The following is a 25,833-nucleotide window of genomic DNA, read 5'->3' as shown; positions in this document are numbered from 1 at the left end:
AGAACCCAATTAATTTATTATCTTGCCAAATAACATTTTGAAAAAATCAAACGTAGCGCATAAACAATTGCCATAGCAAAAACAGCATAACCCACTTGCGTAAATATCATCGGAATACAGAGTACGATGGCTGCTGTAATTGGATAAAACCATTTCTTAATCCCTGAAAGATGGTGAATTTCCTGCAATAACCAAAGGCTCGCAGTATAGACAATCAAAGAGATTGCAACAAAATAGCTAACAATGTCAGCCGAGATTTCAGCTTTATGCGTCACAACATCCACGGCAGCAGCTAAACCTGCGCCAAGAGCTGCAATACTCACGAAAATAAAAAAATGACCATAGCCCCATGAAAATGCACGCTTACGGCTATTGAGTCGTTCAGCAACATCATGATCAAAATAAGCCCACCACATAGTAAACATAATGAGTAGCCCACCAATCATCAAAAAGATTAACTCTTGGCTTAATAACTGATTGTTTAATGCATCAGAAATTGCAGCAAAACTACCAATGATCGATTCACCAAGGACAATAATCGTAAGTAAGGCATAACGCTCGGAAATATGATGTGGATGCCAAGGCGTCATATTATGTGCTTCAGCAAAGATTGGCACAGTCAGTTCAGCGACCACCAAAAGTAGAAACAAATAAAGGGTGAAATTGATCGGCGTAAAATGAAAAAGTAACCAGCCAATCTGTACGATGATAATACCAGTTGCATATCTCAATGCTGTTTGTTTACGCTCAGGATCATTTTTAGCAACACGAAACCATTGTGTAACGAGGCCCAAACGCATGATGACATAACCAATAATGATCACATCAAAATCTTGTTGTTGAAATGCGCTAGGTATCCCTGCTGCAATCACAAGTGAACCAATAATCTGCACAAAGGTCATGATTCGATAAAATACATCATCATTGTCATAGGCAGATGCAAACCAGCTAAAGTTCATCCATGCCCACCACAATGCAAAAAACACCATAAAATAAAGTGTTAGCCATGGGATAAATGATTTTCGATAATGCTATGGTGTAATTGTTGCCCTGCTGTGGCAATGGCTACGACAAAAATTAAGTCAAATAATAATTCTAATGAGGTTGCTGCGCGATGTGGTTCGTGCGGATTTCGTGGAGCAAGTGGCTTTAACCACCCATATTTTACAAATAATGAATTTGGCATTATTTTCACATTATTGGGATTATTATCATGATTTTTTCAAAACTCTAGCTTTCATTCAAGTAAAAAACTGAGTTCTTTTGACAATTTTGTTAATGATCCAAAATGTATCGGAAAAATTTAAAAATTCATCAATAAAAAGCCCAATCAAAGGGCTTAATAACGAATAAATCTAATGGGCTAAACCACTAATTTCAATTTAGAAATATCCTTGATCACGATGGCTTTACCAGTGCTCATATCAATTGGCATAGAAATATGTTGATGAACCACTAACCATTGGCCTCCTTTCTTTTTAAGGCATAATGTCGTTCGGCACCATGGCATCTGTATCTTTTCTTTAAGCACAGCATTCTCCACTTTTGAATGGCAATGCAATACAGCTAAATCGTTTGATACATAAATTTTCATATTTCGACGTACAATTTGCACATTTTCACTAAAATATGGACTGAACTTCTCCCATTCTTTTTTGTATGCATCAACACCGTCTAATTGTATACTCACATCAAACATATTGACATCATCGGCACATTGATCTAAGAGATGATCAATTTTATTACCAAGAACAGCAGCATCCCATAATTCAATTTGAGATATTATCTCGTCAGCAATTTTCACATTACCATCGATTGCTATTTTCATCATAAAACCTCATTATTCTTGTTTGTGATGAATTTAACACTTAATAAGTATTATGTGAAGTTTTTTGTTTATTTTTTCCAGCATAATCAATTTAAATCAAATATCACAGTTACTTAATTCGATTTAATCAGTTTATAAAACAACAATATTATGCTTAGAGATAAACAAAACCTTTCACAAAAATAAATCACTCAATAATACAAATAGATATATTAAGTTAGTCTTTCATCATCAAAAACTTACCTCTTAATTTGATTAATAATACTTTAAAAACTCATTAATTAAAGTTAATAATAATTTTAATTAATGTTGAATCTTTTATTAAATAATCATTCTCCTTTTATTTAATATTGAAGTTAGCCTAACATATTTAAACTTTTAAAAAGCTTTAAAAAAATCATAAAAGATCATGAAAAAAAATCATATTAACTGTTGAGTATAAGGAGAAATTCAAAGCCAAAAATATAGATAAACTCTCTAAACCGATACCGACCTAAAGCGAATATATTGTGATTAGGGTAATTATTCTATACAACTTAATAATACATTTTTTTATCGTTTGTTTTTGGTTCAAAAAAAAGCACATCATTGCAATGACATGCTTTTAGTGATTGATGTGGGTAATTTATTGCTGATCCTATGCCTGTTCTGTTAAATCTTTTACTTTCTCTGATAGACCATTTTTCTTAACTGACTCAATACCATTATCTCGAGCAGCATCGCCTGAATAGAATTGACTTGTTCCGATAATTTGATGATTTGCTGCTTTTAAGTTGAAATAAGGTTTACCATTTTTCGCTTCTAAACGATCATAACGTGCATCATCAGGGCTATTTTTTTGCACGGATGCAATCCCATTTTGTGCAGAAGCTTTAGCTTTATAAAGCTCGCTGGTGAGAATAATTTCCCCATTTCCGGCTTTTAATACAAAGCGATATTGACCATCTTTAGCTTGACTAATTTCATACCATCCTGACATGCTTCACCTCTTCATTATTTTCGGTTTATTTTATTTCACAGCGCTGATTGAACATAAAGTACGCTACTGATATGAAATATAAATGACTTTGCATGTTTAAAAAAGATTAATTTGTTATAACTTTATTCTTTATGTAATCCTGCATTGCCACAAAACCCAAATTACGAAAATTCATTTTATTATCAAAATCATATAAAATTTTAAAGCCATCAAAAAATGACTTTAAATTTTGATTCCAAGTTTAATGATCAAAAAAACCAGTATTGGTATAACTTGGATAGACTGTTTTCATTAAACGCTCTATTTCAACATCATTGCCACGTAAAAAATTTTCTAAACAATCTCGAAATACAGCAAAAGGAACATCATCATTATCAAAACTTGGCATCGCTTCAGATTTAAATAGCCCAAACAAATGCGATTTTTGTTGCTTTTGGTAGAGCTCAGCATGTGTATTAAAGTTAAATTCATTGCGACTATAAACCACAAATAATCCACCAAACTTACGTCCAGTTTGAATATGCTCAATCTGAAAAAATGGAAAATCACCATTGTGCTCTTCCATGTATCCCCATACAGCTTGCTGCATCCAATCAATCTGATCAAAACTACTCAAGATTTGTGTCGCCGCATTACTTTCAAAATCAAGGTAAGTTATTTCAAGTTCTTTAAATAACTCAATTTGAATTTTAAAACACATCAGGATTACCTTTTATACACATCGCTTTTTTAAAGCATTCAAATTTTTAAGCAATAAAAACACAGAGAATCAAAATAGTGAATCTTGTGTCTCAGCACTCAATTAAGAAATCAAATTAAGAGATTACTGGAATATCAATCCATGCACTGTTCGGAAAATGTTTCATTAAATGATGCTTTAAAAATTCTGCAGTATCTTTTGAAATGACAGCATCCTGAGATTCATCATTTAAATTATAAGCAAGTGCATAAAGTTCTAACCCACGATTTTTTAAAGCTTCTAAACTCAAAATAGTATGGTTAATGCTACCCAATCGCCCTGAACTGACTAAAATCACAGGAAACTTTTTCTCTGCCACATAATCAATTGAAAGCAAAGTAGTTGTTAGGGGTACCATCAATCCACCCGCACCCTCTAACAAGACAACATCATACTTTTCTGTAAGTTGTTGAGTTGCATCTGCAATTTTTTGAAAATCAACCTCACGTCCGTCAATTTTGCTGGCTAAATGAGGAGATGCGGGATAGCTAAAGATTTCAGGCATAGTCAGCTTGGTTTCATCCTCTGGAAACCACCCCATTCCCATAATCTCACGATGTTGTTCGATATCTTCTGAAATATCGGTATTACCAGTTTGGATTAATTTCTGAGTAATGGTTTTCTGACCCTGCTCATTCCATAATTTGGCTAAATACCCCGTGGTATAGGTTTTGCCAATTCCGGTATCTATTCCACTGATAAAGTAAACCGATCCAGTCATGACATTCTCCGCAAAATACAATAAATAGGATGATAAGTCAGTGAGTAGCGTATATTGCCTGACTGATCAGCCTGTGAAAACTGTTGATAGTGATGATAAAAATCGGAGAGACTCTGCTTTGTCCATCTAAAGCCAGATGCTGTCGCAGTCACTCCTGTGGCTTTTAAATGCTGCAAAATATATTTGGGATGTGGAAAATTGAGATGCTCAATTTGCTCGGAAATATGTAGAATTTCAAAACCATTTCGCTTTAATTGTTGTTGCAGATCGTCAAGAGATAAGTAATTCAGACCTTGCCCCGTTAAGCTTTTAATTTCCAGTAAATTATGCTGTCCAAAAGTTGAAAAACAAAAATACGCATTAGGATTTAAATGATGAAAGGCTTGTTGAAAAATACCATTTAAATCACTCATCCATTGTAAAACCGAACTTGAGCTAATTAAGTCTAAATGTTTTGGAAATTCAAGCTGCTCTATATCGCCAATCCGATATTTAATCGGTTTATCCGCAGGAAAATGCTGCTGAACTTCCGGATATAGATCATTTAAAATCAAATGTTTAATTTGAAAATTTTGCAGTAAAAGCTCAGTTAAATTTCCTGAACCACAACCGATTTCAAACACATTTTCATATTGTGCTGGGCAATATTCACTTATTAAATTAAACAGTTGTTGTGCAATACTCTTTTGCACAACTGCATGCTCGGTATAGCTCTGCCCTGCCTGTGCAAAACGCAAGGCAACCTGTGATTTATCAATTTCTGGGGGGGTCACATTCAACTCACAACAACGGAATCAGCTGATCTAGATCAGCTTGGGTGATTTGAGCAGTTAAGCAAATTCGTAGACGTGAGCTGTGTTGCGGCACAGTCGGAGGACGTACAGGCATAATATAAAAACCCTCATCTTGTAAGGCTTTGGCTTTTTCAACCGTTTTAATCGAATCACCCAGAATAATAGGAACAATATGTGATGTTGAGGGGCACTCAAAACCTTTGTTTTGAACAGCCTGTTGTAGATACTGACTTTTAGATTGTAAATGTTGACGGCGCTGATCTAAGCCTAAAACTTTTTGAAAAATAAAGTTTGTCCATGCCATACACATTGGCGGTTGTGCAGTACTGAAAATCAAAGGGCGCATAGAATTAATCAAATATTTCCGAATTACCGCATGACAAATTAAATAACCGCCAACCGAAGCGATTGCCTTACCAAAAGTCCCCACAAGTAGATCAATATCATCAATCACTGTATATTGTTCAGCACAACCTAAGCCCTGCTCACCACGCACCCCAATTGCATGTGCTTCGTCCACATAGAGCATGACTTTTGAAAATTGTTGCTTAATACTCACCAATGCTGCTAAGTCAGTTTCATCGCCGTCCATACTAAAAATCGACTCAGTCACCACAATAATGCGCTCAAAAGCCTCATCTGCATGATATTTTTGTAAAAGCTGAGTCAAATGATTTAAATCATTATGGCGATAACGTACATATTTGGCTGAGGATAAACGAATGCCATCAATCATACTGGCATGAATCAATTTATCTGCCAGAATCAGCGTTTTACTGTCTGCAAGTGCAGGTAAAATACCAATATTCATATGATAACCGCTGTTAAATAACAATGCCGCCCGACCATGGAAAGCCTGACTTAAACTATTTTCAAGTAGTTCATATTCTGGAAAATTTCCCGTCAACAAACGTGAGGATGAAGAACTCATTCGTCGTTGATCATGGGGTGTTTCATCAAAAAACTGTTCACGTAATGTGAGATCAGATGCCAATCCTAGATAATCATTTGAAGCCAAATTGAGCATTTGATGCTGATCAAGGCAGATATAGCGACCTTGCTGAACATTCGAACGAAATTGGCGTAAATTGCCTTGCTGCTTAAGCCCATCAAGCTGCTGTGAAAAATGTTCAAGATGTGTATTGATCAAGCTCATGCGCTTTGCTCCATAGCCTTGACCACCTCAACCAATTGCTCAAGTAAAGTTTGTAATTCTTGTGCTGTGATGATATATGGAGGCATAACATAGACCAATTTACCAAATGGTCGTATCCAGATACCACGACGTACAAACTCCTGCTGTAAGGTTTTCATATCGACATTCACAGTCAATTCAACCACCCCTATCGCACCAAGAACTCGCACGTCATGAACATGATTAAAGGACTGTAAGGGCTGTAAAGCATGTCTAAGCTGAGCTTCAATTCGTTGAATATTGCTCTGCCAATCTTGAGAAATTAATAATTGTGTACTTTTGACAGCAACCGCGCATGCCAAGGGATTTGCCATAAAGGTTGGGCCATGCATAAACACCCCCACTTCACCCTGACTTATCGTTTCAGCAATATGTTTGGTGGTTAATGTCGCAGAAAGCGTCATATAGCCACCGGTTAAACTTTTACCGATACACATAATGTCAGGTTCAACTTGTGCATGCTCCCAAGCAAATAGTTTCCCTGTACGCCCAAAACCCGTAGCGATTTCGTCAAAAATCAGCAGAACATTGTATTTTTCGCAAAGTAGTTTGGCTTGACGCAAATATTCAGGATGGTAAAAACGCATCCCTCCCGCACCTTGCACAATCGGTTCAAGAATTAAACCTGCAATCGTTGCATGTTGTTCAGCCAAGCTTTTCTCAAGTTCAGTAATATCACTTTGATCCCATTGCTCATAGAATCCGACTTGGGGTGCTGGAACAAATAAGCGATTGGGCAAACTTGAACCAAAAATTTGATGCATGCCTGTTACAGGGTCACAGACAGACATCGCATTCCAAGTATCGCCATGATAGCCAGATCGCGGAGTGACAAAATTAGTTTTCTCTGTATAGCCCTGTGAAGACCAAAACTGTACCGCCATCTTTAATGCCACTTCTACAGCGACAGAACCAGAATCGGCAAAGAACACTTTATCTAAATTAGGCGGGGTCAGTTGAACCAGTAATTTTCCAAGCTGAATCGCAGGATCATGGGTAAATCCACCAAACATGATATGTGACATATCCTTTAACTGATCTGTCACCGCTTGATTCAACTCAGGATGGTTATAACCATGAATGGCACACCACCACGAAGACATCCCATCTATCAATTGGCGGCCATCTTCAAGTTCAATAGTTGCAGCATAGGCTTTTTTAACCTTGAAGGTCGGTAACGGATTGGTCATAGAAGTATATGGATGCCAAATATGTTGCCGATCAAAGTCCAGATCATCTAACTTTGATTGTTCAAGATTGACATCATCAAACCCATTGTTTAAATCGGTCATCCGTTCACTCCATGTGCATTACAATTACAGCAAAAAACAGTTTAGCGATGTTAAACCTGCGCGCAATAAAAATAAATTGCGAGATTCACCACTGATCCATAGATTTATTCTATTTTTTGTAAATATTGGCAGATTTTGTCACTTAGACTTAAAAAATCAAAAACTGGAACACCATGTGAACCATTGACCAGCTCAACATCTAAAAACTTTGCTGTGAAATTTTTAAATTTCTCATAGACTTTGTGACTAACTAAGAAATCCTGTTGAGCAAATATATGATACTGTTTGCCTGCATAGTTATTTAAGATAGCCACATTATTTAATTGTTCAAGACAGGCCAAACCCTGTTTCAGTAACTCTAAATTTTGTGGCTGAACCAAACTTTGCAAATGTACAAAATCTTCTCGTGTGGTTGCGGTACCCTGGCAAACCATAAAACCAAATTTCTTTAATGTCGCTATCGCATCATGTTCAAAGGACTGTTTAAAGTTATGAAACATTGCTTGGCTCATTGCGGTTTGCCATTCAGCATTTGCGACGAAACAAGGATTAGAAGCCAGTGTAATCAAGACTTTTTGCTGTTGATATTGCTGTTCAATTTGCTTGACTAACAAAGTCGCCAATTGCCCCCCTAAAGACCACCCACAAATCACATCGAAATCTTTGGCTATTTCCACATGCTGTTGTAAGACACTTTCATCCAATGCATTAAAGATATTGATTAATACAACTTCATGGCCTTGCTGTTGTAGAACCTGTTGTAAAGCATGGAGTAGGTTGGTTCCACCGCCCCAACCGGTGATCAGCAAAATACATTGATTCAATTTAAATCACTATAAAACTGTAAAGATGTTTTATTAGATCATGCTTAAAATTGAAGGACAATCAGACTTACAACTATTTCTGATCTTGTAAATCGACCAATAAGTTAGCTGGAATGACTTTTTGCCAAGTGCGTTTAAATTGCTGATGTACTTGATCGATTGCAAACTGACTTTTTTTCGAAATTTCATGTGCTTTTGCAATATCATCTGCACGAGTATAAGCAATCAAATAATCTAGTCCATCGAGTTCCACATGGAACCATGATTCAATATGCACACCTTCAGCCTGAAGTGTTTCAATCGCTTCATGCTTACGCCTATTCAACTCATTTTGCCATGTAATAACATCGTCCATCATGGCCACTTTTAATTGAATCAATACTGCACCAACGTCCATAATTCTACGTCCTATTTATTTTAAATGTACTTTCATCGTAAATAGCATGTGAACAATTGCAAAACATTTTACATACCGGCAAAACCTTAAAATTTGCTAAGATCAAATCAGGATTAATTTAGGAAAGTGTTTGTCATGAAATTATCACGACTGTTCAGTATTAGCTTACTTTCCGTTTCAGCTTTATGCGTATTGAACACGCCCAGCCATGCGGAAAGCTCTATCCTCTCCAAACTGGATTCCAACCAAAAGCAATGGGTAGGTAAGCCTGCACCAAGTTTTAAACTACAAGATCAAAATTCAAAATGGCATGATCTGAGTCAATATAAAGGTAAATGGGTTGTTTTATATTTTTACCCAAAAGATGATTCACCTGGCTGTACTCAAGAGGCCAATCAGTTTAAATCACTCTACCCACAATTTATAAAAAACAATGCGGTGGTACTCGGTGTAAGTTTGGATGATGTGAAATCTCATCAAAAATTCTCCGAAAAGCTGGGACTAAATTTTCCAATTCTTGCCGATAGTAATCATCAACTCGCAGACCAATTTGGAATTATCCGAAACTTAGGTATCGCCAAAATAGCAAAACGAGAAACTTTTTTGATTGATCCACAAGGAACAATTGTTTATCACTATAGTAGTGTAAATACTCAAACCCATGCTGATCAAGTTTTAGCGGATATTCAGAAGTTTTCAAAAAAATGAAGACTGAAGTATAAAAAAAGCCTTTAGATGAATGTCTAAAGGCTTTTTTAATCTAAAACGTCTCACCTTAAGCAAGAAGCTTAGTGTGTCTTACATTTGAGATTGAATATAATTCTGTAAACCAATTAGCTCAATCAAACCTAATTGTTTTTCAAGCCAGTAAGTATGATCTTCTTCAGTATCGTTCATTTGTTGACGAAGCATATCACGGGTCACGTAATCGCCTTTTTCTTCACATAGCTTTACGCCTTGCGCCAGTTTTTCACGCACATGATATTCCAATGCCAAATCGGCTTTTAAACAAGTTACAACATCTTCACCGGTGACAATATCGTCACGATTCATGTTCGGCGTACCTTCAAGGAAAAGTACGCGGCGAATTAAAGAATCTGCATGTGAAGCTTCTTCTTGCATTTCATGATCAATACGTTCATAAATTTTGCTTAAGCCCCAATCTTCATACATACGTGAATGAATAAGATACTGATCACGAGCAGCCAGTTCGCCACCGATCAACATGTTTAGATAGTCTATGACTTCTGGATTGCCACGCATTTCACTTACTCCACATTCTTTTGCAATAGTATGGACAAATTCCACAAGATTTGCAAAAGACAAAATGTGTAAGTTTATGATTTTTATAAAATTAAAATGATAAGCATACGCATTTGCAATTTGAATAAGCATTTTTCCATATATAAAATAACTGCTTACAATCTTGCACTGATGGTTGATTGGTATTTTTTTCTTTCAAATTCTAAATGATTTATTTTGTAACCATTAAAAATGCTTCTTATTCATCCTCATTATTCTATTTTCTGTTCATTTTCAATGACAGCCCCATCCCTTTATCTTATTGGCTTTTTTTAATACTAATATTTCAAGACAATTTTAACTTTAATATTTATGATATTGAATATTAACAATTAGCAGGAAAAAAATAATGTCTCAGGGAAACACATCAGCACCCATTCTAGTTACAGGTGCAACAGGCTATATCGCCAGTTGGGTGATTAAAAAATTACTTGAGCAAGGTTATACCGTGCATGCGACAGTACGTGATCTGAATAAAAAACAAAGCTTTGCACATTTAGAGAAAATCGCACAAGCAAGCTCTGGTACACTAAAACTATTTAAAGCTAACCTTTTAGAAAATGGTTCTTTTGATGAAGCCATGCAAGGCTGTGAAGTTGTGTTACATATGGCTTCACCATTTGTTGTAACCAATTATAAAGATGCCGTTAAAGATATTATTGAACCGGCAATTTTAGGCACGGAAAATGTCTTAAATAGTGTCAATAAAATAGATTCTGTCAAACGCGTTATTGTGACCTCAAGTATCGCCTCTACTTATGGCGATGCAATTGATATTTTAAAAACACAGCATAATCAGTTTGATGAATCTCACTGGAATACCACCAGTTCAACCACGCACCAACCGTACCCTTATTCGAAAGTTATGGCAGAGCGTAAAGCATGGGAAATGGCGGAAGCACAAAATCGTTGGACGCTGATCTGTGTCAACCCTGCATTGGTACTTGGTCCATCACTGACCGCAAATACACAGTCAGGGAGTGTGGAAGTTTTAGAGCAGTTTGCCAACGGCATGACCTTACTCGGTGTCCCACCGATGTGGAATGGTATTGTAGATGTGCGTGATGTTGCCGATGCACATCTTTTGGCAGCATTCAAGGAAAATGCAGCTGGACGTTACGTTATTAGTGGTGGTTCACTCAGCCTCTTGGAAATGGGTAAAATTTTACGTCAAAATTTTGGACAAAAATTTCCTTTTCCACGCAACCAAGTCCCGAAAAAAGCGTTTAAATTCATTGGACCTGTATTTGGCTATTCACGTGATTTTATTGAAAAGAATATGGGCTACCCTATCTTTTTTAATGCTGATAAAAGCAAACAAGAATTGGGGATGAGTTATCGTAATATTGAAATCAGTTTAGTCGAGCATTTCCAGCAGCTTCTTGATGACGGTGTGGTAAAGAAATATATTTAATAACAGCTCAAATGATTGTTAAATCAAAAAAGCCTTTTTCAATCATGAAAAAGGCTTTTTGGCTTATAGCGCTCAATATCAGCTAAGGCTTAGAAATCAAAAGTTACACCGACTTTATAAGTTCTTGCACCACCGACTAAAGCATAGTTTGAATTAAACACACCTTCCCAATATTTTTTATTGGCGACATTATCAACATTGGCGAGGAAGGTGGTATTTACCCCACCAAGTTTGGTTTTATAGCGGGCGCCTAAGTCAACAATCGTATAGTCAGGTAGCTCTAACGTATTCTCTTCATTCAAATATTGCTCACTCACATAACTCACACGAGTATTAATATGAAGCCCCTCAACATTAGGAATGGCATAATCAAGCCCTAACGAAGCAGTAAAATCGGGTACACCATATACTTTATTACCTTCGAAAGCGACCTTAGCTGATTTCACATATTCAGCATCGATATAGGCCAAATTCCCCATCACAGATAAAGTATCTGTAACATTGCCAGAGAATGACCATTCTACCCCACGAGAACGCGTTTCAGCATCATCTTTGACTTTATTACTTATGGTGTCCTGATAAGCCTCAGGCTTTTTAATCTGATAAAGTGCCAAAGTATTTAACCACGAACCCAACTGATATTTTACACCTAACTCATATTGCTTGGTTTGATAAGGTGCAAGTGTTTCGCCCCTATTTGTTGCTGTTGGATAGGTCATTTCAGAGACCGTTACCCCCTCAGCTAAACCCTCGACATAGCTTGCATAAAAAGATAAATCCTCACCAAATGGTTTGACGACAACCCCCAAACTTGGTGATAGCTTGTCTGCACTATAAGCTGATTTTTTGACAAGATTCTTAGTATCGATATCTTGATAACGTCCACCTAAAATAAGTTGTAATTTATCATCCAACATTGAAAGCTGATCCGTTAAGGTATAACTCATATACTCATTATCACCATAAGGAACAATTTCTGGGTAAGTTGTTGGCATTGTACCTGTATTTGATGGCTCATATAAATTGGTCGTAAACCCTGAACTGGTTGCGGATCTATGTTGTGAATATTTGCGGGTTAAATAATCAGTGCGCAATCCCAAAGTATGCTTGATCGCCCCTGTATCAAATTTTGCTTCAAAGCCTGCATTAGCAGCAGTGTTATGTTCTTTTGATCCCACTCGATAATATTGTGAGGTTGCATTTCCATTTAAATTATTGACAATCATACGTGTGCCAAAAAGATGACCATCATATGATTTTTCTACATATCCAATGCCTGCAAATGCTTTGATATCAGGGGTAAATTTATATTCACCTGACAAACCTACAAATTGACTGTCGGTATTGCCTTCTAAGTTTGAAAAGTAGTTTAAATCCCCTTTAGGTGCTGCAAGTACATGATTAACACTGCCCTTACCACCCATGGCAACCATTGCAGGTGAACCGCCTTTACGATTTCCTTTGACCGCATAAGCATCTAAATTAATCTTTAGTTTATCCGTGGTGTAATCCGCAGCAATTGCCCCCAAAGCTTGACGATCATTCATTCCATCAATGATATGTTCACCATCTGCATAAGCACCATTCACACGCAGACCAAACTCTTTGTTCTCACCAAAACGACGAGATACATCAAAGCCTGATTGATAATATCCTTCATCTTGAAACGATGCAGAAACTCGAGTGAGTTCTTGATCTGCCCGTTTAGAATGCCCCATCACAATACCGCCTACACTGCCTGTAGGTGCAACACCTGCAACCAATGCATTTGGACCCTTAAGCACAGTCACTGACTCTAAAAATTCCGTAGGCATCCGACCATAAGGTGCAACGCCATAAAAGCCGTTATAATTTAAATCTTCATGATTGACATCGAAACCACGGATTTTAAAGTTTTCATTTAAATGTCCTTGATTGGTTGTGGTGCGAATACTGACATCATTTTTTAACACTTCCCCCGCAGTGCTTGCTTGTTGATTTTCAATCAATTGTGCTGAATAAGACGTGATACTAAACGGCGTGTCTATGATTTTCTTATTTCCCAATGACCCCAAATCTGTATTTTTTTGCAAAGCACCGTTGGCAAATGTTGGTTTTTCTTGTTCCTTTTCAGCAGCGACTTTAATCGTAGGCAAAGCAGTAATTTCATTATTTGCCCAGATTGTTTGTGTAAGTCCCCCACCAAAAAGCACGATTGAAATAGAATTGACTAGAAATGTTCGAGAAAAATTTTTCATATAAATAATAAGACACTTTTTAGATGATAATGATTATTATATACACTTTCACTATTGTTAAGAATTGTAATTTTTCATCTAAAGTTAAGTTTAATGGAAAATTCAAATGAATAAGAATTATTATCATGTAGCATGCTAATGATAGATCAAGCAAACTTCTGAAATACATCGGTAAATACAGAACTAAAAGTTCTATTGAAAAATGATGACTTGTTGATTTGTTATCACATCAATCTTGAATTGATGATTTTAATTTTTGAAAACTGTAAAGATACAACACCTGTATCTTTACAGTAATTTTAGAGATAATTTAAACGAATCTATGCCTGTCCATACTCAGCCATTAATGCTAAAAACTCCTGTTCATTCAGTACAGCGACACCAAGTTTCTCTGCTTTTTCAAGCTTAGAACCTGCTTTTTCACCCGCAACCACACATTTGGTTTTGCTCGACACACTGCCACTGACACGCGCACCAAGAGCTTGTAGCATTTGAGTCGCATCATCACGCCCCATGGTAGCCAATGTACCTGTAATCACCCAACTCTCACCATTTAAAGGCTGGCGGGTGGGTGCAACTGGTGCATCCCAATGAATCCCAGCTGCAAGCAAACGATCAATCACTTCAAGATTATGTGGTGCTTGGAAAAAATCAACAATCCACTCAGCCGTAATATCACCAACATCTGGAGTTTTCTTCAATGCTTCAAGATCAGCATGACGAATCGCATCAAGCGTTTGGAAAGTGTTGGCCAGCATACGTGCTGTCGTTTCACCTACACCACGAATACCCAAGGCATAAATAAATGCAGCAAGTGTGGTTTTCTTACTGTTCTCAATAGCATCCAATAAATTTTGGACAGATTTCTCACCCATTTTTTCAATGGTCAGTAACTGTTCACGATGCTCATGTAAATGGTAAATATCGGCGACATCCTTTAATAAATCAAGATGTAATAATGACTCTACCCAGCGATCACCGAGACCTTCAATATCCATTGCTTTACGAGAAACAAAGTGACGAATGGCTTCAATACGTTGCGCAGAACAATATAGACCACCTGAGCAACGTGCTAAAGCCTCGCCTTCTGGCATGACCACTGGAGAAGAACATACTGGACAATTTTCAGGTAAATGTACTTCTGTCACGTCATTTGGCCGGAATTCTAACCATACTTTTTCAACTTTGGGAATCACATCACCACTACGATAGACACTGACCGTATCGCCAATACGAACGTCCAAACGGTGAATTTCACCAATATTGTGCAAAGTCACATTAGAAACGGTTACCCCCCCCACAGCCACGGGATTTAAGCGTGCTACAGGGGTTAAAGTCCCAGTACGTCCGACTTGCCAATCAATATTTTCAACTGTTGTTAATGCTGCAACTGCAGGAAACTTATACGCCGTTGCCCAACGCGGTTCACGACTTAAAAAGCCCAGCTTTTGTTGTTGTTGAAGATCATCAACTTTGATCACCATGCCATCAATTTCAACCGCTAAGTTCGGGCGCTCTTGGTTGATTTGCTGATATTTTTCTTGCACTTCTTGAATACTTTCACAAATAAAATGACGTTCTCCCACAGCAAAGCCAAAGTTAGTCAACCATTCAAGACTCGCTGACATTGACTCAATGCCATGATGCGGTTCACATTGTGCAATACCATAAGCATAAAAAGCCAACGGGCGAGATGCTGCAATACTTGGATCAAGTTGACGTAGACTACCAGCCGCAGCATTTCGAGGATTGGCAAAGGTCTTTTCGCCTTTCGCTTCATTTTCAGCATTGAGTCGCTCAAAGCCAGCTTTTGGCATCAATACTTCACCACGAACTTCCAACAAGCGTGGCACTGCCACTTTATCCGAAGACAAGACTTTCGGTAAATTACGAATGGTTTTTACATTTTGCGTAATTACTTCGCCTGTTTCACCATCACCACGGGTTACACCACGTGTCAAGACTCCATTTTCATACCAGAGCGAAATCGCCAATCCGTCAAATTTTAGCTCAACATCATATTGAATCTTTTGATTGGGCAATCGTTCTTCGATACGGCGAGCAAAGGCAAATAATTCGTCCTGATTAAATACATTGCCCAAGGACAACATCGGTACAGTATGGGTAATGGTTTCAAATTTAGACAGTGGTTTTCCACCCACTTTATTGATTGGGCTATCTGCCTGAACCAATTCTGGGTGTTGTTGCTCTAAGGCTTTGAGTTGGTGAAATAACTGATCATATTCACTGTCTTCAATACTCGGCTGATCCATCACATAATAAGCATGATTATGTTTCGCAATGAGTTGAATCAATTGACGCATTTGCGTTACGACAGGATTATTTTCCATAAATTTTTTTCACCATAAAAAGGCGGAATACTCCGCCCAAAATTCTGAATACCAATTATAAAGTAAATATGACGTTATGCTAAGCGTCATGCCCTGAACGATAATCGATCGCTTTATGGCGCCAATGCTCTTTCAGTTGTGGGGTAAATTCAAGATTGTTCTCATCATAGACCGTACCGTCTATTTCACGAGCAATTAAGCCAGCAATACTGACCATGGTATCAAAGCCTTTTTGCACATCTGAATGAGGGAGTGCCAAGAAAAAAGCCAAACCTTGAACTTGTTCAGTCGATAAGGTTTCTAAATCAAAACCATCTGGACCGTTGTCGGTGACACGTAATACAGAAAACAGTAAATGGCTTTCTTCCTCTGGATTCTCATAACGATGGAAGCAAGAGAGTTCACCAAAACGTAAACCATATTTTAACAACATTTTTAAGGTTTTATCCCCGGACAATGCTTTACGTGGATTCGGATAAACATTCAGTGCAATAATAGTTTCAGCCGTAGACAATACGCTTTCATCATCATATTTTTGTTGCTCGTTTAAATGAACATCTAAAATACTGCTTTCCTCATCAAACTCTTTGATTTCAGCTGTTTCAACATTGGCATTAAACTGAAAAGCTTCCTCTTTGTCCTGACTGATTACGACTTTGGCAGAATCATTAGTTTGAGTCGTCGGTTCTGTTTGCACATTAAGTGCTTTTTCAGATTCTGTTGTGGATTCAGCACTTGCCACTGTATCCGTCTTTTCAGTTTGTTGTGTAATTGCTGCATGCTCAAGCTCAGTTGACTGAACAACATTCGACTCCGCTGCTGCATCCTCAATCTTTTGCTGTTTTTCATCTACAACTTCGACCGAGTCTAAAGCAGTTAAATTCGGTTCAACACGCACTTGCTCTTGAGACTCACGATCTGTTCGCAATTGATCTCGTACATGACGAGGAATCACGGGTTGCTTACAATCTTCATTGATATGCAATTCAGACTCTAAAGAAGGTGCGGCATCATTGGGCTTTCGTAGCACCATCCTTAAACCCACCAGAATGATGATTACTGCAACAACAATTCCAATAATTGTGGTGACTTCCATACTATGACTCCGCGGCTAAACCGTATTCTCAAGCCTCTTCCAAATTCACAGTGACGAGCTTTGATGTGCCTGGTTCAGGCATCGTCACACCCAGCAAACCGGTTGCCATCGTCATTGCAACTTTATTATGTGTAATGTAAATGAATTGGACTTGATCAGAAAGCTCTTTTACTAAATTACAAAAACGACCAACGTTAGCATCGTCTAAAGGCGCATCAACTTCATCCAAAACACAGAAAGGTGCAGGATTCAAACGGAAAATAGCAAATACCAAAGCCAATGCCGTTAATGCTTTTTCACCACCAGATAACAAAGCCAATGAACTATTTTTCTTACCCGGTGGGCGTGCCATCAGCTTTACGCCAGACTGCCAATCATCCTCAAGGCTTAAACTGGCTTCACCACCATTGAAGACTTTTGGAAATAGTACTTTTAATTCAGCATTAACCTGATCAAAAGTCCCCATAAATAATTTTTTGGTTTCTTGGTCAATGGTCTTCATGGCATCTTTCAATTGCCCAACCGTATTTTCCAAATCTTGCATTTGATGGGTTAGATCTTCAAAGCGCTTAGAAACTTCTTCATATTCTTCTGAAGCTGCTAAATTGACCGCGCCTAATTTCTCAAACTGACGCTGTGCTTTCTCAAATTTTTCTTGATGTGCAGGTAAATCAATCAATACACCTTGCTTAACTTCAGCATTCATCTCTTTGAGTTGATCTGAATAATGCTGGAAATCTGATTTTGCCGCTTGCCAAGCTAAACGTCGCTCTTCCAGTTTTGTACGCAATTGCTCATCATTTTGCTGATGCAAATGGCGCATTTCTGTAAGTTGTTGCTGTTTAGATTGAATATTATTCAATTCAACTTGCCACTCACTCCAAGTTCTTTGCAGTTTTTCAGTTTGTTGTGCCTGCTCAGCATATTGCGATTCTAGACTTGGTAATTCCAATTGAATTGGATCTACAAACTTCTTGGCTTGCTCCATTTGCGCAATAATTTGTTGATATTGCGTTTTAGAGAAAGATAGGTCTTTGTCTAATAATTCAATTTGCTGTTTATTTTGTTCAGCTAGACGACGTGTGGTTTCGGAATCTTGTTGTTTAAGCTGTAATTGCTGTTGTTGTTCTTCAACGTGCTCATTGAGCTCGTCCAATTTGAATTGCAAGGTTTTAAACTCAGGAAGATTTTGTTCAAGCTTGAGGATGACCGAGTGCATATCGATTTCAAGATCATCTTTCTGCATTGCATCTTCTTCAAGTTGCTCATCTAACTGTTGCAATTGACTATTGAGCTGAACTTTCTGCAACTCAAATGCTTGTGAAGCACTTTGCTGCTTAGCAATTTGCACATCAAACAGTTGTAGCTGTTTTTGCTGATGTTTTAGCGTATCTTGCTCTATTTGAATCTGTTTTTGCAGATCCTGCAATTGCTGATTTAAACTCGGCAATATAGTTTCAGCTTCAATCAACTGTGGTTGTAGCTGCGTAAGTTGTGTTTCAATTTCTTCAAGGCGAATACGATGACTGAGTGCACCCTGTGCAGCCTGACTCGACTCATCAAAGAACAAACCAATCACCCAATCTTGACCGACATGATAACCATCCAGCGTCAATATGCTTTGCCCTACTTTTAACTGTGCTTTTTCCGTTAAAGCTTGAGCAAGGTTTTCAATTACAACAACTTGACTCCACAGTGAATACTGTGGAGATTCAATCCAATCTGCTAGACACGCCACTCCATTCATTTGAATTTTATCTTGTGAGCCTGATGCTTTAAGCTGGCGTGCCATACTTTCAGCAAAATCAGCATTTTGATCAACAATATGGGCTGACAACCATTTGGCTAAAAATTTTTCAACCAGCTGTGCATGTGCTTTGCCATGTTCATTCAGCGTTAATACCTGCATCAATTGCACAGTATCAGCCTTACTATTTACAGCACTCTTCGCCATTAATTGGGTGAGGTTTTTCTGTTCAGATTGCAACACTTGTACATCAGATTTTAAAGCTGAAATCTGAGCTTTTTGCTGATTAATGCGCTCGTATAGCTGTTCAAACTGCTGCTTTGCTTGATTAATTTTTTGTTCTAATTCAACAATCGCAGCTTGTATTGCTAATTTTTCTTGCTCAAGTTGTTGAACATCTTCAGTTTTAAATTGACTTTGAACCTGAACTGCTTGGGTTTTTAAGGTGTCTTTCTGCTGCTCAATACGTGCAACATTTTTTGCAAGTTGTTCAATTTGCGCCTGCATTTGTGCTTTTTGCTGCTGTTGCTTTTCAACTTGAACTTTGACCTGTTCATATTGTTGTTGTGCTTGCAATTGCTGCGCTTTTAAATCGGTAAATGCTTGGCTACGTTGTTGTGTATCAGCCTCAGCATGTTGTAAATGTTCAGTCTGCTGCTCCAATTGACTGTGCAAGGTTTCCAATTGCAATTCCATCAACTGAATTTTTTCTTTGGTTTGAGCTTTTTGCTGTTCAAAACTTCCCAAAGCTTCTGAGTTTTGTTGAAATAAACTTTGTTTCTGTTCCAAAGTCATTTTCAACTCAGAGAGTTTTTTCTCAGCTTGTTGCCACTCATTTTGCAAAGGCGTGGACTGTTGAATCAGACGTTGGAACAACTCATTGGTTGAAGTCAGATCATGCTCCAAGGTACTCATATCAGAGCGCACCAATTTAAAGTGCTCCCCCAATTCGTTCATTTCAACCGTATATTGTTCTTGTAAACGGGAACTACGATCACACTGAAAAGATAGAATTTCTATCTTTAATGTACGAATTTCAGTTTCTAAAGTCTTATATTGAACCGCAGTTTCAGACTGACGTTTTAAGGTTTTAAGCTGTGATTTGAGTTCTGAAGCAATATCTTCGAGACGGTCTAAGTTCTGCGTGGTATGTTCTAAGTGTTGTAGTGTTTCACGACGACGAGCCTGATAACGAGAAACCCCAGCAGCCTCTTCAAGAAAAATACGCATTTCTTCAGGTTTGGCATCAACCAAACGGTTAATCATTCCCTGTTCGATGATTGCGTAGGAACGAGGACCTAAGCCTGTACCCAAGAAAATGTCGGTAATATCACGACGTCGGCACTTCGTCCCATTGAGAAAGTATTCAGATTTTCCATCACGATTCACTTGACGGCGAACAGCAAGTTCAGTATACGCGTTATAGGCCCCACCTAATTTGCCATAGGTGTTTTCAAAGCGCAGTTCTACACTTGCCATACCTACAGGTTTACGTTTTGCCGTTCCTGTAAAAATAACATCCTGCATACTGCCACCACGGAGCTGGCGTGCACTGGATTCCCCCATCACCCAACGGATAGCATCAATCACATTGGATTTACCACAACCATTAGGACCAACCACCGCTGTTCGGTTATCTTTGAATTGTAGTGTTGTACTATCGGCAAAAGATTTGAAGCCTGAAAGTTTTAAGCTGCTTAAACGCATAATGTCCTAGTAATTACCGACGCGATCTCCGCGCCCAAGCGAGTTCGATTTGTTTCATCCGTGTCAGAGATTCCAACACCAGATTACGTAAGTGTCGACAAAAATCTTCCATAAATAAAGTAGCTTGTTGTGATTTTCGGATTAAAATTGCGTCAATCACCAACTTAAGCAATTCTAAAGCTTCTTGAAGCTCGCGTCTTGAAGTATTTAAGGTTAAAAAATAACTTCTTCGGAGTGAGGGTAACAACTCTTTATAAAATTTCATCAGGTAGGGATTCCCCACCATGTCTTGTTGCCCCGATAAAAATTGAAAAATACCATCATAAAACTTTTCAGTATTGCCTTGCTTCACTTGCTCAACCAAATGACTCATCATCTGCTGGATCGCTTCAGCCTCATGATTACGCCATGTTTCACTCATACGTTGCACGATTTGACCTAATAACAGTGCACTGGTATCAAATAATGCGCGTACTTGTTGAGCTGACATTTCTGAGACAATAGCACCACGGCGAGGATAAATTTCAATCAAGTGGGTTCTTTCTAAAAGCAAAAGGGCTTCTCGTACTGAGCCACGACTGACATCCAGTTCTTTGGCAATACGTAGTTCTTGTATTCTTTCTCCTTCAACCAACTCGCCACTAATAATTTGTTCACTAATATGTTTGGCAATTTGTTCTGAAAGGCTATCCACTTCTTCCGAATGCATATAATTCCTATCTTGGGTTTATTATTCTTTCTCAGACAATGTCAATTGTCATTATTTTAGTTTTACCTGATTTAATTCAATTGAAACCATGACATTGTCCGACAATTTTAATGCATTTTAAGTCAATTTAGTGTTTAGAAAAAGTACCTTTGATCGGAATCTACTTAGTAATTCCTTGATAAATAAAATAAAGACCAACAACTGTAAGTAAACATGCAAAACATTTTTTCAACATGGCTGGAGAAAGCGCATGCGCAACCTTTGCGCCGAATTTGGCGGTGATAAAACTCATCACACTGATCCCAATAAAGGCATAGATATGGACATAACCAATTGAATTTTTAATTTCAATTGGTTCTTGCGCGCCGAAGAACATGAAGCCTAATGCCCCTGCGATTGCAATCGGTAACCCACAAGCTGCTGATGTTGCAACGGCTTTTTGCATCACCACACCATTTTTGTTGAGATATGGAACAGTTAAACTTCCGCCACCAATACCAAAAATTGCCGATGCGACCCCGATTCCCCCACCAGCCAGCATTTGCATAGGTGCAGTCGGCAATTGTTTAGATTCATCGACTTTGACATTGGCCCCTTTAAACATTTTAAATGCCACCCAAATTGCAAATGCCCCAATAATCAATTGTAAATGCTGACCTGATAAAATATCTGCAATGCCAGCACCAATAAATGAGCCAATCACCAAACCTGGAGCTAAGTTTTTAAAAACACTCCAAAGTACTGCACCTTTTTTATGATGCGCTGTTACAGAACTAATTGAAGTTACAATAATAGTTGCAAGTGAAGTTCCCAATGCCATGTGCATAATGACCGAAGGATCATAGCCCATTTTGGTAAAGACCACATAGAGAATTGGTACAATAATTAAGCCACCGCCAACACCAAATAGCCCAGCAGCAAATCCTGCGATTGCACCAATACCTAAATATATGATTAACTCCATAAATGTTCCTTCACTCTTCTCAGATTCAACATGGATTTAGAGACTCGTCATCTTAGACAACTTCTTACACAAGCAAATGAGCTCCCTGAAGTGCTGCTTTTAAAGCAGACTACAGCATCGACCAATGATGATGTGCGTGAAATTGCGCTCAGCGGCGTCAAGACAGTTTTGGTCTGTAGTGAAACTCAGACTCAAGGACGAGGTCAGCACCAACGGGAATGGGTTTCGCCAATTGGTAATATTTATTTAAGCACATTGCTTGAAACACGAACACCCTTAGATGGGCGTTTAGCATTGGAAATTGCTTTAAATATCTTACAAATGCCAACACTTAAGAATTTACCAGAATTACAAATTAAATGGCCCAATGACCTATATAGCCCTCAAGGAAAATGGGGCGGAATTTTGGTTGAGCCCATTTCACCACATCAAGCCATTGTTGGAATCGGGATCAACTTATTTCCGATCCCTAAAGAAAATGTGACTCAACAAGCTACCTCGCTAATGCAATTAGGCCTACAATTTCCAAATCGAATCCAAATCATTGCAGAAATGTATTTGGCAATTCAACAAGCTGGACAATGGTTTGATCATGGTTGCTATAACCTCTCAGCACGATTTAATCACTATGCTGCCTTTATGGATCAGCAGGTTTATTTTGAACAAATTCAAAATTCAATTGAAGGTATTTTCAAAGGGATTTCTGATGATGGTGCACTGAATTTATTGACGGCTCAAGGTTTAGTCAATGTCTATCAGGGGCGTTTACGCTTAGCTGAAGCATAAATAACGAGGTGATCTGTTTTCTAAAATGAGATGGATTGATCAGATGTATCGTGAAAAAGTGATCGGCAATTAGGGGCTGTTGACATTTCATAAATGGCTTGCGTTGTAGGTTAAAATTGAGCATGAGACGTATACGTCGTAAAGCATGAAGAGAATAGCGAGACTATTTTCGAGTTTCATAACGAAGGCTGAGATAATTTTAGCCACAACCCTGAGCAAGAACAAAGCACTGCTTTGTTTGCAGCGCAAGGCGCAGCGGGGGACTAGCGTGTTTTTTGCCGCTACGTTGTTACGAACTACTGATTTAGAATAACTAAATTTCGTATTTCGCGCCTAGTATCGCCTAAAAAACACACGTAGTCGCAAACATAGACGAATTATCAACAGACCCTATTTAAAACAGGGCTTTTTTCGCTATACATTTCGCTATATATTGCGCAGTAATCGTATTGATCCAAAGATCATAGCAAACAGTTACTAACAGTACGGAACAACGTTCAGCAAAATGAACCGCAGGTTATTTGCCCTATTTGATTGATCAGATTGAGAGGCTCTCTAAGTCGTTCAATATTTTCAAATAAAATAATTATGCAGATTGTGTTCAGTTTCAATTAGGCAAAATCATGAAAGCACTTTGGTTAGATATTGGAAATACCCGTCTAAAATATTGGATTACTGAAAATAATCAAATTATCCAACAGGCAGCAGAATTACATCTCCAATCCCCTGCGGATCTGCTACTGGGTTTAATTCAACATTTTCGTGGTTTAGGCTTAGACAAAATTGGAATCTCCTCAGTCCAAGATAAAAAGAACAACGAACGCATTGTCCAGATTTTAAAATTACTCGATATTCCGGTGACTTTTGCCAAAGTGCATGCTGAATATGCAGGATTACGTTGTGGCTATGACCATATAGAACAACTTGGAATCGATCGTTGGTTACAAGTTTTGGCCGTGGCGAAAGCTGATGATGACTTGTGTGTGATTAGCTGTGGTACAGCTTTAACAATTGATTTAACCCAAGGCTTACAACATTTAGGCGGTTATATTCTGCCTAACCTCTATTTACAACGCGATTCTTTAATTCAAAAAACCAAAGGTATTAAAATTCCAGATGCGGCTTTTTCAGAGCTGAGTCCAGGTCGAAATACCATAGATGCAGTACATCATGGCATTTTCTTAGGACTGTTAAGCACCATTGAAAAAGTGCTTGAGCAACAACCACGCAAGCTTATTTTAACAGGCGGTGATGCCAATCTATTTGCACAATTTCTTGAGAAATATCAACCAAGAATTGAATCAGATTTATTACTTAAAGGCTTACAGTTCTATATAGATCGACAAACTGCTTAAACCCAAATACAATTTAATGGAAGATCAGCAATCTTCCATTTTTAATAAATACAACCATAAACACGATAAAAGAGCAATCATTATGAAAACGATACCCTTACTGCTTAGTGCCTGTTTAATGAGCTTCACAATGGTGGGGTGTACCAGTTTACAAACTACGCACTCATCTTCAACAACCATGGCAACAACTGAACCCGTTATTGCTTACTTTGCTCCAGATGCAGGTGAAGAAGCCTGTGACTGCGGTTTAATCATGGATCAGGGTTATTCACTCACACCCGTAGAAAATGGATATTTCAGAAAATTATTAGGTCGTGATAAAGATGGCCGTTTCTTAGTTCAGGACTTCTATCAAAATAGTCGTAAAAAACAATCTGATCCCTTTTGGATTAAAGCCCCTCAAGGCTTAAATAGCTTTGATAGTAAATATGTCGATGGTGAAGTTGTGGGCTATTTTGAAAATGGAAAAGTCAGCTTTAAATCGACCAGCCAAGACCAGAGATTAGTTGGAAAAACTGAAACGTACTATTCAAATGGTCAACTTGGGCTACAGGAAGAACATCTTGATGCTCAGCCCATCGTTCAAAAGGTATGGTATGAAGATGGCAAACCTGCAGCAGAACTAAAATTAAGCCCAAGTGAAGATTATTCGATTCTAGACAGTAAAGTTTGGGATCAACAAGGCAATTTGATTCAAGATGAGCAACGCGCTCAGGAGATTCTTGACGAGCTTTATCAAAAACTAAATCAATAAAACAAAAGCAAATCGAGATAAATCTAGTATACGACTTGAGTGCGAGATTGAGATTCAGGTTGTAATAAAACCGCTAACTTTTCCCAAAGTACGTTTAAGCGAGTATATCCCTCAGCTGCCATAAAATGCCCAGCATCTTTCACTTCAATCATTTGTGAATTCAGAGAATAACCCTGTTGAATACTGATCGGTGCTGGAACAAAAGGATCATTGTTGGAGAAAAAGACAAAACGATTGAGAATATTCATTCTTAACAATGCATCGTCAACCTCGGCTTGTTGTAAAAATGAATTAAGTTCAGGTACAACGGATAAATTTTTACTAAATCCTGCTACTAAAAACAAAGCACCTAATTTTCGCCCCAATATTTCACTTGAAAGGAAATCCAGAGTGGCAATACCACCTAAGCCATGTGCCACAATGATGGTATCTTCATTGAGTGACTTAATTTGCTGAGTAATATTATGCTTCCACACCTCATAGCGAGGTTGTTCTGCATGTTCTAGATGAATAATTTCACATGTATGCCCTATAGCCAATACTTGCTGCTTCAACCAAGGATACCAATGCTGTTCAGGGGAGTCTTTATAACTGTGTACGATAAATACTTTTTTCATAAATAGACTACTTATCAATTATTGT

At 38.0% G+C, this 25,833-nt stretch carries 22 protein-coding genes and 1 pseudogene; 5 read left to right on the top strand and 18 right to left on the bottom strand.

The window, feature by feature from the left end:
- Window positions 1-17 precede the first annotated feature (17 nt).
- The 10 genes and pseudogenes from ACG9ZL_RS15425 to ACG9ZL_RS15380 form a co-directional block, all read right to left on the bottom strand.
- Window positions 18-1,186 (bottom strand): annotated as a pseudogene (locus ACG9ZL_RS15425) (low temperature requirement protein A).
- 177 nt (window positions 1,187-1,363) lie between these two features.
- Complete coding sequence (locus ACG9ZL_RS15420) at window positions 1,364-1,828, bottom strand: YybH family protein (RefSeq protein WP_336954398.1); 465 nt, start codon at window positions 1,826-1,828, stop codon at window positions 1,364-1,366.
- Window positions 1,829-2,465: 637 nt separating this feature from the next.
- Entirely contained in the window at window positions 2,466-2,807 is a 342-nt protein-coding gene (locus ACG9ZL_RS15415) for a YegP family protein (protein ID WP_336954354.1), read from the bottom strand.
- Between the two features lie 241 nt (window positions 2,808-3,048).
- Window positions 3,049-3,507, bottom strand: a complete 459-nt coding sequence (locus ACG9ZL_RS15410; RefSeq protein WP_419360665.1) for a hypothetical protein — start codon at window positions 3,505-3,507, stop codon at window positions 3,049-3,051.
- Window positions 3,508-3,622: 115 nt separating this feature from the next.
- Window positions 3,623-4,267, bottom strand: a complete 645-nt coding sequence (gene bioD / locus ACG9ZL_RS15405; protein ID WP_336954352.1) for a dethiobiotin synthase — start codon at window positions 4,265-4,267, stop codon at window positions 3,623-3,625.
- The gene (bioC, locus tag ACG9ZL_RS15400; RefSeq protein ID WP_336954350.1) at window positions 4,264-5,040 is read right to left on the bottom strand and encodes a malonyl-ACP O-methyltransferase BioC; all 777 of its coding nucleotides are present in this window, start codon (window positions 5,038-5,040) and stop codon (window positions 4,264-4,266) included. Before bioC ends, bioD begins: the two co-directional genes overlap by 4 nt.
- Before the next feature lie 7 nt (window positions 5,041-5,047).
- Window positions 5,048-6,217 carry an 8-amino-7-oxononanoate synthase gene (locus ACG9ZL_RS15395; RefSeq protein WP_419328390.1) on the bottom strand — a complete coding sequence of 390 codons (1,170 nt, stop codon included), beginning with the start codon at window positions 6,215-6,217 and terminating at the stop codon, window positions 5,048-5,050.
- Entirely contained in the window at window positions 6,214-7,548 is a 1,335-nt protein-coding gene (gene bioA / locus ACG9ZL_RS15390) for an adenosylmethionine--8-amino-7-oxononanoate transaminase (RefSeq protein ID WP_336954348.1), read from the bottom strand. The genes ACG9ZL_RS15395 and bioA overlap by 4 nt, the downstream gene beginning before the upstream one ends.
- 104 nt (window positions 7,549-7,652) lie before the next feature.
- Entirely contained in the window at window positions 7,653-8,372 is a 720-nt protein-coding gene (locus ACG9ZL_RS15385) for an alpha/beta hydrolase family protein (protein WP_336954347.1), read from the bottom strand.
- A 73-nt stretch (window positions 8,373-8,445) separates the two neighbouring features.
- A complete protein-coding gene (locus tag ACG9ZL_RS15380) occupies window positions 8,446-8,769 on the bottom strand; it encodes a DUF6176 family protein (protein ID WP_336954346.1) in 324 nt (107 codons plus the stop codon).
- Window positions 8,770-8,904: 135 nt separating this feature from the next.
- Between ACG9ZL_RS15380 and ACG9ZL_RS15375 the strand changes: the two genes are divergently transcribed.
- Window positions 8,905-9,477 (top strand): peroxiredoxin, encoded by a 573-nt coding sequence (locus tag ACG9ZL_RS15375; protein WP_336954345.1) that lies wholly within the window; start codon window positions 8,905-8,907, stop codon window positions 9,475-9,477.
- 90 nt (window positions 9,478-9,567) lie between these two features.
- Here the strand turns inward: ACG9ZL_RS15375 and ftn are convergent, their stop codons facing one another.
- Complete coding sequence (ftn, locus tag ACG9ZL_RS15370; RefSeq protein WP_336954344.1) at window positions 9,568-10,032, bottom strand: heteropolymeric bacterioferritin subunit Ftn; 465 nt, start codon at window positions 10,030-10,032, stop codon at window positions 9,568-9,570.
- A 388-nt stretch (window positions 10,033-10,420) separates the two neighbouring features.
- On the opposite strand from ftn, the gene ACG9ZL_RS15365 reads away from it, so the two are divergent.
- Entirely contained in the window at window positions 10,421-11,485 is a 1,065-nt protein-coding gene (locus tag ACG9ZL_RS15365) for an SDR family oxidoreductase (protein ID WP_336954343.1), read from the top strand.
- An 89-nt stretch (window positions 11,486-11,574) separates the two neighbouring features.
- On the opposite strand, the gene ACG9ZL_RS15360 is transcribed toward ACG9ZL_RS15365, so the two are convergent.
- The 6 genes from ACG9ZL_RS15360 to ACG9ZL_RS15335 form a co-directional block, all read right to left on the bottom strand.
- Window positions 11,575-13,722 (bottom strand): TonB-dependent receptor, encoded by a 2,148-nt coding sequence (locus ACG9ZL_RS15360; protein WP_419328385.1) that lies wholly within the window; start codon window positions 13,720-13,722, stop codon window positions 11,575-11,577.
- A gap of 320 nt (window positions 13,723-14,042) precedes the next feature.
- The gene (gene ligA / locus ACG9ZL_RS15355; protein WP_035370689.1) at window positions 14,043-16,073 is read right to left on the bottom strand and encodes an NAD-dependent DNA ligase LigA; all 2,031 of its coding nucleotides are present in this window, start codon (window positions 16,071-16,073) and stop codon (window positions 14,043-14,045) included.
- A gap of 79 nt (window positions 16,074-16,152) precedes the next feature.
- The gene (locus ACG9ZL_RS15350; RefSeq protein WP_419360663.1) at window positions 16,153-17,169 is read right to left on the bottom strand and encodes a cell division protein ZipA C-terminal FtsZ-binding domain-containing protein; all 1,017 of its coding nucleotides are present in this window, start codon (window positions 17,167-17,169) and stop codon (window positions 16,153-16,155) included.
- Window positions 17,170-17,197: 28 nt separating this feature from the next.
- Window positions 17,198-20,623: a chromosome segregation protein SMC gene (gene smc, locus ACG9ZL_RS15345; protein ID WP_419360661.1), complete on the bottom strand. Its 3,426-nt coding sequence runs from the start codon at window positions 20,621-20,623 to the stop codon at window positions 17,198-17,200.
- A gap of 13 nt (window positions 20,624-20,636) precedes the next feature.
- Window positions 20,637-21,332 (bottom strand): GntR family transcriptional regulator, encoded by a 696-nt coding sequence (locus ACG9ZL_RS15340; protein WP_419360659.1) that lies wholly within the window; start codon window positions 21,330-21,332, stop codon window positions 20,637-20,639.
- A gap of 160 nt (window positions 21,333-21,492) precedes the next feature.
- Window positions 21,493-22,296, bottom strand: a complete 804-nt coding sequence (locus ACG9ZL_RS15335) for a sulfite exporter TauE/SafE family protein (RefSeq protein ID WP_336954335.1) — start codon at window positions 22,294-22,296, stop codon at window positions 21,493-21,495.
- A gap of 30 nt (window positions 22,297-22,326) precedes the next feature.
- Here ACG9ZL_RS15335 and ACG9ZL_RS15330 point away from each other — a divergent pair, with 30 nt between their 5' ends.
- The 3 genes from ACG9ZL_RS15330 to ACG9ZL_RS15320 all read left to right on the top strand — a co-directional run bounded on the left by ACG9ZL_RS15330 (window position 22,327) and on the right by ACG9ZL_RS15320 (window position 25,191).
- Window positions 22,327-23,082 carry a biotin--[acetyl-CoA-carboxylase] ligase gene (locus ACG9ZL_RS15330; protein WP_336954334.1) on the top strand — a complete coding sequence of 252 codons (756 nt, stop codon included), beginning with the start codon at window positions 22,327-22,329 and terminating at the stop codon, window positions 23,080-23,082.
- Between the two features lie 623 nt (window positions 23,083-23,705).
- Window positions 23,706-24,437, top strand: a complete 732-nt coding sequence (locus ACG9ZL_RS15325; RefSeq protein ID WP_004724053.1) for a type III pantothenate kinase — start codon at window positions 23,706-23,708, stop codon at window positions 24,435-24,437.
- An 82-nt stretch (window positions 24,438-24,519) separates the two neighbouring features.
- The gene (locus ACG9ZL_RS15320; protein ID WP_419360657.1) at window positions 24,520-25,191 is read left to right on the top strand and encodes a toxin-antitoxin system YwqK family antitoxin; all 672 of its coding nucleotides are present in this window, start codon (window positions 24,520-24,522) and stop codon (window positions 25,189-25,191) included.
- A 23-nt stretch (window positions 25,192-25,214) separates the two neighbouring features.
- On the opposite strand, the gene ACG9ZL_RS15315 is transcribed toward ACG9ZL_RS15320, so the two are convergent.
- Complete coding sequence (locus ACG9ZL_RS15315) at window positions 25,215-25,808, bottom strand: RBBP9/YdeN family alpha/beta hydrolase (RefSeq protein ID WP_419360655.1); 594 nt, start codon at window positions 25,806-25,808, stop codon at window positions 25,215-25,217.
- Window positions 25,809-25,833 lie beyond the last annotated feature (25 nt).

Origin of the sequence: Acinetobacter legionensis (assembly GCF_048551735.1) — a bacterium.
Taxonomy (GTDB): domain Bacteria; phylum Pseudomonadota; class Gammaproteobacteria; order Pseudomonadales; family Moraxellaceae; genus Acinetobacter.
Note: the sequence above shows the minus strand (reverse complement) of the source record. Positions and strands in the feature narration are given on the sequence as shown.

Coding starts and splice junctions, on each gene's coding strand:
- bioD (WP_336954352.1), bottom strand. CDS start 4,267: ATGACTGGATCGGTTTACTTTATCAGTGGAATAGATACCGGAATTGGC.
- bioA (WP_336954348.1), bottom strand. CDS start 7,548: ATGACCGATTTAAACAATGGGTTTGATGATGTCAATCTTGAACAATCA.
- ACG9ZL_RS15325 (WP_004724053.1), top strand. CDS start 23,706: ATGAAAGCACTTTGGTTAGATATTGGAAATACCCGTCTAAAATATTGG.
- ACG9ZL_RS15395 (WP_419328390.1), bottom strand. CDS start 6,217: ATGAGCTTGATCAATACACATCTTGAACATTTTTCACAGCAGCTTGAT.
- ACG9ZL_RS15365 (WP_336954343.1), top strand. CDS start 10,421: ATGTCTCAGGGAAACACATCAGCACCCATTCTAGTTACAGGTGCAACA.
- smc (WP_419360661.1), bottom strand. CDS start 20,623: ATGCGTTTAAGCAGCTTAAAACTTTCAGGCTTCAAATCTTTTGCCGAT.
- ACG9ZL_RS15340 (WP_419360659.1), bottom strand. CDS start 21,332: ATGCATTCGGAAGAAGTGGATAGCCTTTCAGAACAAATTGCCAAACAT.
- ACG9ZL_RS15380 (WP_336954346.1), bottom strand. CDS start 8,769: ATGGACGTTGGTGCAGTATTGATTCAATTAAAAGTGGCCATGATGGAC.
- ACG9ZL_RS15410 (WP_419360665.1), bottom strand. CDS start 3,507: ATGTGTTTTAAAATTCAAATTGAGTTATTTAAAGAACTTGAAATAACT.
- ACG9ZL_RS15330 (WP_336954334.1), top strand. CDS start 22,327: ATGGATTTAGAGACTCGTCATCTTAGACAACTTCTTACACAAGCAAAT.
- ACG9ZL_RS15415 (WP_336954354.1), bottom strand. CDS start 2,807: ATGTCAGGATGGTATGAAATTAGTCAAGCTAAAGATGGTCAATATCGC.
- ACG9ZL_RS15420 (WP_336954398.1), bottom strand. CDS start 1,828: ATGAAAATAGCAATCGATGGTAATGTGAAAATTGCTGACGAGATAATA.
- ACG9ZL_RS15320 (WP_419360657.1), top strand. CDS start 24,520: ATGAAAACGATACCCTTACTGCTTAGTGCCTGTTTAATGAGCTTCACA.
- ACG9ZL_RS15360 (WP_419328385.1), bottom strand. CDS start 13,722: ATGAAAAATTTTTCTCGAACATTTCTAGTCAATTCTATTTCAATCGTG.
- ACG9ZL_RS15350 (WP_419360663.1), bottom strand. CDS start 17,169: ATGGAAGTCACCACAATTATTGGAATTGTTGTTGCAGTAATCATCATT.
- ligA (WP_035370689.1), bottom strand. CDS start 16,073: ATGGAAAATAATCCTGTCGTAACGCAAATGCGTCAATTGATTCAACTC.
- ACG9ZL_RS15335 (WP_336954335.1), bottom strand. CDS start 22,296: ATGGAGTTAATCATATATTTAGGTATTGGTGCAATCGCAGGATTTGCT.
- ACG9ZL_RS15375 (WP_336954345.1), top strand. CDS start 8,905: ATGAAATTATCACGACTGTTCAGTATTAGCTTACTTTCCGTTTCAGCT.
- ACG9ZL_RS15315 (WP_419360655.1), bottom strand. CDS start 25,808: ATGAAAAAAGTATTTATCGTACACAGTTATAAAGACTCCCCTGAACAG.
- ftn (WP_336954344.1), bottom strand. CDS start 10,032: ATGCGTGGCAATCCAGAAGTCATAGACTATCTAAACATGTTGATCGGT.